This window comes from Actinoalloteichus fjordicus, from assembly GCF_001941625.1.
Classification (GTDB): Bacteria; Actinomycetota; Actinomycetes; order Mycobacteriales; family Pseudonocardiaceae; genus Actinoalloteichus_A; species Actinoalloteichus_A fjordicus.
In genome coordinates this window covers 5,596,733-5,608,907 of record NZ_CP016076.1, presented here as the reverse complement: position 1 = coordinate 5,608,907, position 12,175 = coordinate 5,596,733, and the positions used below count along the sequence as shown (strand labels likewise).

Here is a 12,175-nt window from a genome sequence, read left to right as displayed (position 1 = left end):
AGGAGGTCGACCAGTGCGGGTGCTCGTCACCGGAGGCAGCGGCAGGCTGGGGCGCAGTGTCCTGGCGGCGCTGGCCGAAGCAGGCCATGAGCCCGTCTGCGTCGACCTCGTCCGTCCGCCTGCCGGGCAGGTCCCCTACGAGTCCTTCGCGGTGGACCTGCTCGACACCGGCGAGTGCTACAGCGTCGTCGGCCGCTACCGGCCGGACGCGATCGTGCACCTCGCGGCGGTGCCCGTGCCGTTCCTGCGCACCGACGTGGCGACCTTTCGCACCAACACGCAGATGGTCTTCAACGTCTGCCAGGCGGCGACGGATCTCGGCGTCGGCACGGTGCTCGCCGCCAGCAGCCCCACCGTGATCGGCTACGGGAATCCGGCAGGCTGGCAGGCGGACTACCTGCCGCTGGACGAGGCACACCCGACGCGGCCGTGGCACGCGTACGGGCTGTCCAAGGTCGTCGCGGAGGAGACGATCCAGGCCTTCGCACGCCGCTGGCCGGACCGGATCGCCTGCCACGCGTTCCGTCCGTGCTTCGTGGTCTCGCCGGAGGAGTGGGACGGGGCGCCGACCCAGACCGGGGACACGATCCTCGATCGACTCGATCGGCCCGAACTGGCCGCCGTGTCCCTCTTCAACTATCTCGACGCCCGAGACGCAGGCGACTTCGTCGCCGCGTTGCTGGGCAGGGCCAAAGACATCCCGCCGGGTGAGGTCTTCTTCGTCGGGGCACCGGACGCCATGGCGAGGGAGCCGCTGGCCGAGCTGCTCGTCGAGCACGCCGGGGTGCCCGCCGCGCAGGCGGCGGGGCTGACCGGGTCGAGCCCGGCCTTCGACAGTGCCAAGGCCGAGCGACTGCTCGGCTGGCGGGCGAAGCGGAGCTGGCGCACCGAGCTTCGGTGAGCCCTCGCCACCCCGCAACGGTGGGACGAGCGCTCGGCACCGGGCCGCCCACCGAGCCCGGCAGACGGATGTCGCGGACTGAGGAGGAGATCACGGTGAGGCTGGAGCGCGTTCTCTTCTTCCCGACGACCCCGTTCGACGCCGACGGCACGGTCGCGACCGAGCGACTCGCGGAGAGCCTGCGTGCCGGGCTGGCCCACCGACCAGGCGGGATCTTCACGGCCTGCGGTACCGGCGAGCTGCACGCGCTGACCGTGGCGGAACACGAACTCGTCGTCCGCACCACCGTGGCGGTGGCGGGCGAGGAACCTGCGGCGGCCGTCCCGGTCATCGCCGGAGCGGGCGGACCGCTGCCGGTCGCGATCGCTCAGGCACGCAATGCCGCGCGGGCGGGCGCCGATGCGATCCTGCTGCTGCCGCCCTACCTGGTCAAGGGCCCGGAGGCCGGTCTGATCGCCTACGTGCGGACGGTGGCCGAGGCCAGTCCCGTGCCGGTGATCTTCTATCAACGGGCCAACGCGGTCCTCTCCGTCGCCGCCTCGGTGACCGTCGCAGGCATCCCCGGCGTCATCGGCATCAAGGACGGGGTCGGCGATCTCGACCGGATGCACGGGATCGTCATCGCCGTCCGAGCGGCGATGGGACCCGACTTCCTGTTCTTCAACGGCCTGCCGACCGCCGAGCTGACGGCCGCGGCGTACCGGGGGATCGGCGTCGAGCTCTACTCCTCGGCTGCCTTCGCCTTCGCCCCCGAGGTGGCCTCGGCGTTCCAGCGGGCCCTCGCCGCCGGATCGGCCCAGGTGGATGCGCTGTTACGCGGCTTCTACCAGCCGTTGGGGCGACTGCGCGACGCCGTGCCCGGCTACGCGGTCGCCCTGGTCAAGGCGGGCCAGCGACTGCGCGGGTTCGACGTCGGGGGCGTTCGGCCGCCGCTGGTCGACCTCACCGAGGCACACCTCGAGGATCTGCGCGCCATCCTGGCCACCGGACTCGACCTGGTGGACGCTCGGCCGAGGCAGCCGGAGTGAGTCCTGGCACGATCCTGCCGCCTGGCCGGCTGCCGCTGTCTCGATGACCGGCGTGGCGTCGGCCGAATCCGCTTCGCTGCCCCCGAGGCTCGCAGCAGGCCGGGCCGTCGGTCCCGGCCGGTCGCCGGCGTGTCGGCAGCCGGCTTCCTCGACCGCCGCCGAGCACATGACGAAGCCCGTCGCACCGGGACGACGCCGGGCGGACGGGCCAGAAGAAGGAAGGGAACGCGATCCGATGCGCATCACCGAGCTGACCAGCGAGGCGTTCACCGTGCCGTTGGACCGGCCCTGGGGGCCCGGGGTCGACCAGCAGCACCTGATCGTCACGACCCTGCGCACCGAGGACGGCTCGACCGGCACCGGATTCAGCTGGACGCCGCTGGTCGGGGCGCACGCGGTGCTCGCCATGCTGGAGCACGATCTGCCGAGGCTGATCGTGGGTGGACAGACGGCTCCCGCCGGGGTGTGGTGGGACCGCCTGTGGGCCGGTCTGCACGAAGGCGGCTCGGGCGGCATCACCGGCATGGCCCTCGCGGCGGTCGACATCGCCCTGTGGGATCTGCGGGCGAAGGCCGCCGGACTGCCGCTGACCGACTTCATCGGTAGGCGTCGTGAGACCGTCGGCATCTACGGCAGCGGCGTCAACCTCTTCTACGAGCTCGACGAGCTTGCGGACCAAGTCCGCCGGTTCGTCGCGGCGGGCCATCGGGCGGTGAAGATCAAGGTCGGCTCCCCGGAACTGGCCAGGGACCTCGAACGGGTCGCCGCGGTGCGCGAGATCCTCGGTCCGGACCGCCTGCTGATGATCGACGCCAACCAGCGTTGGGACCACCCCACGGCGGTGCGAGCGATCCGTGCCCTGTCCGCCTACGACCCCTACTGGATCGAGGAGCCGCTGCTCGCCGACGAGCTGCCGGGGCTGGCCCGACTCCGCGCGGCCGTCGACGTCCCCATCGCGGTCGGCGAGAACCTGCGGACCGTGTATCAGTTCCGGGATGCGCTGACGGCGGGCGCGGTCGACTTCGTACAGCCCAACGCGGTCCGGGTCGGCGGCATCACGCCGTTCCTGCGGATCGCCGAGCTGGCCGCGACGTTCGGCGTGCCGACCGCCCCGCACCTGCTGCCGGAGCTGTCCGCGCAGTTGGCGATGTGCGTGGGCTCGGTGTCCATGGTGGAGGACATCGATCGCGCCTCCTTCGGCGCGCTCGGCGCGCTGGCCGAGCCGAGCGGGGTCCGCCTGGAGCCGCCGTCGGCGCACACCGCGACCGCACCGGGCCACGGACTCGTCTTCGCCACCGAGAAGCTCACGCCGCTCGTCGGCTAGCGCCCGGCCGGGTCGCCGCGTCGGGTCGCCGGGCCAGGTCGCAGACCACGGCGCAGTGCGCGCAGGTCGGTTCGCCCGCGGCGGGGCCTTCCCGCCGGACCTTTCCGCAGATCCGGCGAGGTCCGACGCGGGGCGTGGTGGCGCAGGCCGGGCCGGGGAAGCGGGCCGCCAGGAGACCGTCGTCGGCGGGTGCGTCCGGTCAGCCGTCCTGGCCTGCGGACTTCACCGCTGCCCGGAATCGTTCATCGCGGTCGTCGACCGTCGGATCCTCGAGGTCGCCGACGAACACCGCGATCGCCTGGCCGTCGTTGTGCGCCAGATCCGTTCGGATGTCGCGCCACGCGGCGAGATTGGGGTGGTCGTAGTCGGAGCAGGCCTCTGCGGGGCTCAGCATCATGATCGCCTCGTCCAGGCCGGCCGCGTCCAGTTCGTACACCGCGGTGCCCGCCGAGTGCCCGCACACCGTGGCCAGCACCACGGCCGGGAGGAAGTGCTCTCCGACGTTGACCACGGGGAACACGGCGTCCCCGTCGACCAGGTGGCCGAGGCCGTATGCGGCGGGGCGCCGCCATCCCGGTAGTGCCTGCTCCAGCAGGCCCCTGGCGGTCGCGATCGCGTCGGGAGTCGACCACTGCTCTGCCATGCCACGTCCTCTGCTCGATTGACGGCCCAGCCTAGGGCCGTCGTCGTCCGCCGTGGTGCGGAGCCCGTTCCCTCCGAGCTTGGCGGCCGTGACTCCGGCTGCGCTCGGGAATGATCTCGACGACCGGCGGCCTGCCCTGCCTGCCGGGACGCCGCGCGCATCGTGCGCCGCCTGCCGCCCTCACTCGTCACCGGGTCGGCGGCAGGCGAGAACGGGTGCGTTGACGGGGCCGTCGCGCCTCGACGATGATGGCGGCAGTCCTCGCGAGTCGTGGCGCGTCCGGTCCGCCCACCGCATCGGGCCACCGCCTGCCCGCCGTGGCGATCCGTTCTGGACCCGTCCGGCTCGCTAACGTAGGTGACGCGCAACCGGCTCGACGTCCGATCAGATGTGGTACAGGTAACCCTGGCCCGGCCCACCGGTCGTCGGTCCCGCGCGTCTAGTGCTTGTCAGGGAGATCGTGCTTTCGCTCGGGGGCGATCCACGATAGCGGCCTGCATGACCGGAATCCGGCCACTGCACGGCCTTGGCGATCCGGCTGTCGAGGAGAGGTCCACATGCGCATCGGAAGACGGACAGCGGTCCTGTTCGGGGTCGCGGTGCTGGCCGGCAGCAGCCTGGCCGCCTGTTCGAACGGCCGGGCGGCCGCCGAGGAGGCGGCGACGGAGTTCGCCCAGGCCTGGCAGTCGGGCGACCTCGGCACGATCTCGTATGCCGAAGTCTCGGGCGACGAGGCCCAGGAGTGGTACACGGGGATCACCGAGGGCGTGGCGGGCGAGGTCCGCGAGGTGACCGTCGGCGAGGTCACGGTGGAGGACGCGGCGGGCGAGGCCCGGCTCGACGTCTCCTGGGAGCTGGCCTCGGGCGACGAATGGGAGTACCAGACCACACTGGACCTGCGTCAACAGGGCGACCAGTGGCAGGTGGTCCTCGATCCCGGCGCCGTGCACCCCGATCTCGTCGAGGGCGAGACGCTGCGCAGCAGGCACACGCCCGCGCAGCGCGGCGAGATCGTCGACGTCGACGGCGAGCCCATCGTCACCGCCCGGCCGGTGGTCGTGGTCGGCGTGCAGCCGGCCAACGTCACCGACCCGGCCGGGCTCGCCCAGACCCTGGGCAGCGCGCTGGCCGACGACGGGGTGGACACCTCGGGGCTGCCCGATCGCATCGCAGCGGCGGGCCCGGACGACTTCGTCGAGGTCGTCACCCTGCGGGAGGAGCGCTATCAGGAGGTGCGCCCGCAGGTCTACGAGCTGCCCGGCACCGTCTTCCGCGAGGAGACCAGGGAGCTGGCCCCGACCCGCGAGTTCGCCAGGGCGTTGTTGGGCAGCGCGGGCCCGGTCACCCAGGAGATCATGGACGACGACCCCGGCCGATATCGGGTCGGGGACATCGTGGGCCTCAGCGGCCTGCAACGCACTCTGGACGACCGGCTGCGGGGGACCGGGGGCGTCGCGGTCGTCATCGACGGCACCGAGCGCGAGTTGTTCAGCTCAGAGCCCGTGCCGGGGGAGACGGTCACGCTGACGCTGGACCCCGCCGTGCAGAACGCCGCCGATCGCGCGCTGGCGGCGGAACCCCGAGCCAGCGCACTGGTGGCGGTGCGGATCAGCGACGGCCACGTTCTCGCGGTCGCAGGCGGGCCGGACGGCGGCAGCGGCGATGTCGCCCTCAACGGCTGGGTTCCGCCGGGCTCCACGTTCAAGATGGTCAGCGCGATGGCGCTGCTCGACGGGGGCGACGTCACGCTGGACCAGCCCGTCGACTGCCCGTCGACGATCGAGGTGGACGGACACACCGTCAAGAACGCCTTCCCCGAGGCATTGGGCGAGGTGCCGTTCCGCGAGAACTTCGCCCGGTCCTGCAACACCGCCTTCGTCGCGCTGGCGCCGAACCTCGGCTCGGACGGGCTCACCGATGCGGCGGCGAAGCTCGGCATCGGCGGCGACTGGGACATCGGGGTGGGAGTCTCCACCGGATCGGTGCCCCCGGCGGACGGCGCGTCGGCACAGGCGGCCTCGGCCTTCGGCCAGGGCCAGACCACGGTGAGCCCGATGACGATGGCCGCCGCCACCGCCGGAGTCGCCGCGGGACAGTGGAAGCAGCCGAGGCTGGTCGTCGAGCCGGAACAGGCCGAGACGCCGGTAGAGACCCGCGAGCCGCTGGACACCGACTCGGTGGACGCCCTGCACACGATGATGCGCGAGGTCGTCACCGACGGCACCGCGACGCGGCTGGCCGAGGTGCCCGGCGACCCGGTGCACGGCAAGACCGGCACGGCCGAGTACGGCACCGAGGACCCGCCGCGCAGCCACAGCTGGTTCGTCGGCTGGCAGGGCGACGTGGCGTTGGCGAGCTTCGTCGAGGACGGCGGCGACGCGGGCGGGCCCGCGACCGCTGCGGCGGAACGTTTCCTGCGCGACCTCAACGAATGACCATCGGGACGGGACAGCGGGACGCACCGAGCTGAGGGGACGGCCGGCCGCAGGCGCGGTCGCTGCGGTGAGCAGGCCACCCGGTGTCTGGTAGCGCCGGCAGTCGGGTCGAGAGGGCCTGCCGCCGTCCGCGCGGCGGGGCGGTCGGGCTCGGCGCGCTCGGATTGTCGGCTCCCGCCCTGGTACGACTTCGAGGCGGCTCGGACGCTCTGACGGTCGGCCGTGCGCCGCTGATTCGAGGGAGGCCGGTCCGCGGAGCGCGCACGGCGCCTGCGATCCAGGCCCGAGTCGCCGACCGGCTCGCGACCGGCCGCATCCACCGCCAGCCGCTCGCGACTCCGCGGGACGAACCGCCCGAGGACCAGCGGGGCCGCCTGCCTGCGGCCGACCCCCTGCCTCGGCCCGCTACCCGTCGGCTCCCCCCGACGCAGCGGAAACAGGTGCCCAGGATCAGGTGCCGAGACGGCGAGAAGCCCCGCCCCACCACGATCTCGGGCGGGGACGGGGCTTCTCGGCAGTCCGGCCGCCACCCGATCCGGGCGGCGACGGCGCGATGCGTGGGTCAGCCTGCGGCCGACGCCACCCCCGGCGCGTGGAAACGAGCCTGGTTGACCTGCTCGGCGATGCCGCTCCGGTCGAGATACGGCGTGATGCCGCCCAGCCAGAACGGCCAGCCCGCACCGAGGATCATGCACAGATCGAGGTCCTGCGCCTCGGCCACCACACCCTCGTCGAGCATGATCCGGGACTCCTCGGCCAGCGCGGACAGCGCCTTGTCCCGCACCTGTTCCTCGGTGAGCACCGTCGAGCCCTGCTGCCAGAGATCGGCGACCTCGGGGTCGATGCGCTGGGTGCCCTGCTCGTCCCAGGTCCACACGGCGGCCTTGCCCGCAGCCACGAGCCGCTGCATGTTCTCGCTGACGCCGAAGCGCTCCGGGAAGGCTTCGTGCAGGGTCCCCGCGACGTGAGTGGCCACGGCGGGACCTACGAGCTGCACCAGCACCAGCGGGCTCATCGGCAGCCCCAACGGCGCCAGGGCGCGATCGGCGACGTCGAACGGGGTGCCCTCGTCGATGGCCTTGATGACCTCGCCGAGGAACCGGGTCAGCAGTCGGTTCACCACGAAGGCAGGCGCGTCCTTCACCAGGACGCAGGACTTCTTCAGGTTCTTGCCGGTGGCGAAGGCCGTGGCCAGCGCCGCGTCGTCCGTGCGCTCGCCCCGGACGATCTCCAGCAGCGGCAGCACGGCCACCGGGTTGAAGAAGTGGAAGCCCACGACCCGCTCGGGGTGCTGGAGCTTGGCGGCCATCTCGGTGATCGACAGCGAGGAGGTGTTCGTCGCCAGGACCGCCTCGGGGGAGACGTGCTCCTCCAGCTCGGCGAAGACCTGCTGCTTGACCGACAGCTCCTCGAAGACGGCCTCGATGACGAAGTCGGCGTCGGCGAAGGCCGCCTTGTCCAGCGAGCCGGAGACGAGCGCCTTGAGCCGGTTCGCCTCGTCGGGGGAGACACGGCCCTTGCCGAGGAGCTTGTCGACCTCGGCGTGGACGTAGCCGACGCCCTTGTCGATCCTGGCCGCATCGACGTCGGTGAGCACCACCGGCACCTTCAGCCGTCGCACGAACAGCAGCGCCAGCTGGCTGGCCATCAGGCCCGCGCCCACGATGCCGACCTTGCTGACGTTGCGGGCCAGCGACTTGTCCGGCGCGCCTGCGGGACGCTTCACCCGTCGTTGCACGAGGTCGAAGGAGTAGAGCCCGGCGCGGGTCTCGTCGGACATCAGGACGTCGGACAGCGCCCGCGTCTCGGCGGCGAAGCCGGCGTCGAGATCGTTCTCCCGCGCCAGCGTGAGTAGGTCGACGGCGTGCTGAGGGCCGGGTGCGGCGCCCTGGGTCTTGCCCGTGACGAGGGCCTGCGCTCGCGCCACCGCCGCGTCCCAGCCCGCGCCCCGGTCGATCTCCGGCCGCTCGACCGTGATCTCGCCGCGTACCACCTGCGCCGCCCAGGACAGCGACTGCTCGAGGTAGTCGGCGGAGTCCAGCAGCACGTCCGCGATGCCCAGCTTCGCTACCTGGGCGGGCTTGAGCATCCGGTTCTGGTTGAGGGCGTTCTCCACCATGACGGTGACGGCCGCGTCCGGGCCGATCAGGTTCGGCAGGAGCTGGGTGCCGCCCCAGCCCGGGAACAGGCCGAGGAAGGTCTCCGGCAGGGCGATGACGCCCGCGTTGGAGGCCACCGTGCGGTAGTGACACGAGAGCGCGAGCTCGAGGCCGCCGCCCAGCGCCGCGCCGTTGACGAAGGCGAAGGTCGGCACGGCGGAGTCGATCAGCCTGCGGAAGACGGCGTGGCCGGTCTCGGCCATCCAGTTCGACTGCTCCCAGGCGGTGAGCCTGCCGATCCCCGAGAGGTCGGCGCCTGCGGCGAAGACGAACGGCTTTCCGGTCACCGCGATCGCGGCGGGCTCGGCGGCGAAGGCCGTGTCCAGCGCGTCGTTCAGACTGACCAGGCCCTGCGGGCCGAGCGTGGAGGGCCTGGTGTGGTCGTGGCCGTTGTCGATCGTGATCAGCGCGATCGGCTTCTCCAGGCCGGGTACGCGCACCAGGCGGGTGATCGCCCTGGTGACCACCTCGTCGGGCATCGCGGCCTTGAGGTCCTCGATGGACAGTGTGGTGCTCACTTGTCGCCCCCGTTCCAGGCCGGGTTCTCCCAGATCACGGTGCCGCCCATGCCGATTCCGATGCACATCGTGGTGATGCCGTAGCGCACGTCGGGGCGCTCGGCGAACTGGCGGGAGAGCTGCGTCATCAGCCGAACTCCCGAGGCCGCGAGCGGGTGGCCGCACGCGATCGCGCCGCCCCACTGGTTGACCCTCGGATCGTCGTCGGCGATGCCGAAGTGGTCGAGGAAGGCCAGCACCTGGACGGCGAAGGCCTCGTTGATCTCGAACAGTCCGATGTCCTCGATGCTCAGACCGGCACGGGACAGCGCCTTCTCGGTCGCGGGGACCGGCCCGACGCCCATGACCTCCGGGTCGACACCCGCGAAGGAGTAGCCGACCAGTCGCATCCCGACCGGCAGGTCCAGTTCGCGTGCGACGTCCTCGGCGGCGAGCAGGGCACTGGTGGCGCCGTCGTTGAGGCCTGCGGCGTTACCCGCGGTGATCCGGCCGTGCGGCCGGAAGGGCGTCCGCAGCGTGGCCAGCGCCTCCACCGTCGTGCCGGGGCGGGGCGACTCGTCCTCGGTGGCCAGGCCCCAGCCCAGCTCGGCCGAGCGGGTCGCGACCGGAACCAGGTCCTGGCTGATCGACCCGGCCTTGACCGCCTCGGCGAACCGCTCCTGACTCGCGGCGGCGTAGGCGTCCGTGCGGGCCTTGGTGATGGTGGGGAAGCGGTCGTGCAGGTTCTCCGCCGTCTGTCCCATGACCAGCGCGGAGGGGTCGACGAGCTTGTCTGCGAGGAACCGGGGGTTGGGGTCGACGCCCTCGCCCATCGGGTGACGGCCCATGTGCTCGACGCCGCCCGCGATGGTGATGTCGTAGGCGCCCAGCGCGATGCCGCCCGCCGTGGTGGTCACGGCCGTCATGGCCCCGGCGCACATCCGGTCGATGGCGAAGCCCGGCACGGACCGAGGCAGCCCGGCCAGCAGCGCGGCGGTGCGGCCGATGGTCAGACCCTGATCGCCGATCTGCGTCGTCGCCGCGACGGCGACCTCGTCGATGCGCTCCGGCGGAAGCTGGGGGTTGCGGCGGAGCAGTTCCCTGATGGCCTTGACGACGAGGTCATCGGCTCGGGTCTCCGCATACATGCCTTTCGGGCCTGCCTTGCCGAACGGCGTACGCACGCCGTCGACGAAGACCACGTCCCGAAGTGCACGTCCTGCGACGTTTGCGGCCACGGCGTGCTCCTCCTGAAAGCTCGGGGGTCGGCTGGGCGGACGGCACCGCGACCGAGGCCACCTGTGCTACCCGCCGGTAACAATCACTCTAGCCGCTGCTACCGACTGGTAACCAGTGGCTGGACCCGGGGCAGTCGAGATTCCACGACTCCCCGCGCCGACCACCGTGAGCTCTGAGGCTTTCCGCAGGTCGAACGAGGGTCCTGCGTGACGAGGGTCAACCTGGTGTCGAGACGTCGCCCACGGCCTCACCCCGTCTTGCCTCCCGGCGCGCCGTCTTCTGCTGATGATCGACCACGAGGAACACTCCCGCGCCGATCACCGGCACGGCCAGCACGACCAGCGCCCAGATCAACGTCTGCAGCACGTTCCATCGATCGGTCGTGATGACGATCAACAGCGCGAGGATGATCAGCGCGCCGCCTGCGCTGACCAGCCCTGCGATCACGAGTGCCGAGGTGTCCACGATGACTCTCCCGTCGACGTGTTCGGACACGGCATCGTCTGTGTACCGGACACCGTGGTCTTGACCTTGATGTCTACCCCGCTGAGACAATCATGAAACGGTCCGCGAGGTCCATGCCCCACCAGCGTGCAGGCCGCCCCGCTCGGAGGGGCCTGCCGGGCGGCCCCGTGCCGTCGACGGCGGTGCGAAGATCAGGCGGCGGGCGGTGCAGGGGCCGCCAGCGCTGTGCTCAGCGGCTCGGCGGCCAGCTCGATCTGCCAGGGGCGTGCGCCGCCCGCCCGCAGCGCGGCGGCGGTGCCCTCGACGGAGCGGTCCTCCTGCGGCGTCCAGCACGTCCGACGCACCAGGTCCGGCTGGAGCAGGTTCTCCACGGGCAGCGTGTGTCGTTCGGCCAAGGCGGTCAACGCCGCTCGAGCCGCCGACAGCCGCGCGGCGGCCTCCGGATCACGATCGGCCCACCGGTTGGGCGGCGGCGGGCCGTCGGAGGGCGGCGAGGAGGCAGGCAGCTCAGAGTTCGGCAGCTCGGCCGCCTCGCGCAGCGCCGCCATCCAGACGTCGGCCCGACGACGCTGGGCCCGGCCGCCGAAGATCGGCAGCGCCACCAGCGCCGTGGAGTCGGCGGGCTGGGTCTGGGCCGCTTCGATGATCGCCTTGTCCGGAAGCACGCGGCCCGGCGCGATGTCCCTGGTCCTGGCCAGCTCGTCCCGCGCCTGCCACAGCGCACGGACGGCGGCCAGCTTGCGAGGTGCGTGGAGCCGGTGGATGCCGGAGGTGCGTCGCCACGGCTCCGGCCTCGGTCCCGGCGGCGGCGCGGTGCGCACGGCCTCGAACTCCTGCAATGCCCAGCCGAGTTTGCCCTGAGCCACGAGTTCGGCCTCCAGGGACTCCCGCAGCTGCAGTAGCAGTTCGACGTCCAAGGCCGCGTAGTTCAGCCAGTCGGCAGGCAGTGGACGTCGGGACCAGTCCGCGGCGCCGTGGCCCTTCTCCAATCGGTACCCGAGCTGCTGCTCGACCAGTGCCCCGAGCGCGACCCTCGGATAGCCGGCGAGCCTGCCCGCCAGCTCGGTGTCGAACAGCGCGGAGGGACGAAGATCGAGTTCGGCAAGACACGGCAGATCCTGGGACGCCGCATGCAGCACCCACTCCTGGCCCCCGATGGCGTCGATCAGCGGCGCAAGCCTGCCGCGCAACGGGATCGGGTCGACCAGCACCGTGCCCGCGCCCGCCCGGCGCAGCTGCACCAGGTAGGCCCGAGCGGAGTACCGGTACCCGGACGCACGCTCGGTGTCCACCGCGATCGGCCCCGTGCCTGCCGCGAGGGCCTCGGCGGCCACTCGCAACGCGGCGGGGTCGGTCACCACCGGCGGCACGCCCTCGGCGGGCGCGGTGAGCTCGGTGACCCCCGGGACTTCCCGGACGTCCCGCCCAGGCTCGATCTCGGGCTCGGCGGCGGGTTCGGAACGGTGTGCATCCACGGCCGCTGA

Annotated in this window: 9 protein-coding genes; 4 read left to right on the top strand and 5 right to left on the bottom strand. The window is 72.2% G+C overall.

Translation table 11 applies throughout. The features are described from left to right. Nucleotides 1-13: 13 nt before the first annotated feature. The 3 genes from UA74_RS23865 to UA74_RS23855 all read left to right on the top strand — a co-directional run bounded on the left by UA74_RS23865 (nucleotide 14) and on the right by UA74_RS23855 (nucleotide 3,253). Complete coding sequence (locus tag UA74_RS23865; RefSeq protein ID WP_075742251.1) at nucleotides 14-901, top strand: NAD-dependent epimerase/dehydratase family protein; 888 nt, start codon at nucleotides 14-16, stop codon at nucleotides 899-901. Between the two features lie 95 nt (nucleotides 902-996). Beyond that, nucleotides 997-1,929 (top strand): 5-dehydro-4-deoxyglucarate dehydratase, encoded by a 933-nt coding sequence (locus UA74_RS23860; RefSeq protein WP_157434413.1) that lies wholly within the window; start codon nucleotides 997-999, stop codon nucleotides 1,927-1,929. Between the two features lie 235 nt (nucleotides 1,930-2,164). After that, a complete protein-coding gene (locus tag UA74_RS23855; protein ID WP_075744156.1) occupies nucleotides 2,165-3,253 on the top strand; it encodes a mandelate racemase/muconate lactonizing enzyme family protein in 1,089 nt (362 codons plus the stop codon). Between the two features lie 199 nt (nucleotides 3,254-3,452). Here the strand turns inward: UA74_RS23855 and UA74_RS23850 are convergent, their stop codons facing one another. Beyond that, nucleotides 3,453-3,896, bottom strand: coding sequence for a hypothetical protein (locus UA74_RS23850; protein WP_075742250.1), 444 nt, complete (start codon nucleotides 3,894-3,896; stop codon nucleotides 3,453-3,455). Between the two features lie 557 nt (nucleotides 3,897-4,453). On the opposite strand from UA74_RS23850, the gene UA74_RS23845 reads away from it, so the two are divergent. Continuing rightward, nucleotides 4,454-6,331: a penicillin-binding transpeptidase domain-containing protein gene (locus UA74_RS23845; RefSeq protein WP_075742249.1), complete on the top strand. Its 1,878-nt coding sequence runs from the start codon at nucleotides 4,454-4,456 to the stop codon at nucleotides 6,329-6,331. A gap of 562 nt (nucleotides 6,332-6,893) precedes the next feature. Here UA74_RS23845 and UA74_RS23840 read toward each other — a convergent pair. The 4 genes from UA74_RS23840 to UA74_RS23825 all read right to left on the bottom strand — a co-directional run bounded on the left by UA74_RS23840 (nucleotide 6,894) and on the right by UA74_RS23825 (nucleotide 12,127). Continuing rightward, nucleotides 6,894-8,969: a 3-hydroxyacyl-CoA dehydrogenase NAD-binding domain-containing protein gene (locus UA74_RS23840; protein WP_075744155.1), complete on the bottom strand. Its 2,076-nt coding sequence runs from the start codon at nucleotides 8,967-8,969 to the stop codon at nucleotides 6,894-6,896. A 35-nt stretch (nucleotides 8,970-9,004) separates the two neighbouring features. Beyond that, nucleotides 9,005-10,225 carry a thiolase family protein gene (locus tag UA74_RS23835; protein WP_075742248.1) on the bottom strand — a complete coding sequence of 407 codons (1,221 nt, stop codon included), beginning with the start codon at nucleotides 10,223-10,225 and terminating at the stop codon, nucleotides 9,005-9,007. Between the two features lie 217 nt (nucleotides 10,226-10,442). Next, a complete protein-coding gene (locus UA74_RS23830) occupies nucleotides 10,443-10,721 on the bottom strand; it encodes a PLDc N-terminal domain-containing protein (protein WP_075742247.1) in 279 nt (92 codons plus the stop codon). Nucleotides 10,722-10,882: 161 nt separating this feature from the next. Beyond that, entirely contained in the window at nucleotides 10,883-12,127 is a 1,245-nt protein-coding gene (locus UA74_RS23825; protein ID WP_075766322.1) for a ribonuclease D, read from the bottom strand. Nucleotides 12,128-12,175: the final 48 nt, after the last annotated feature.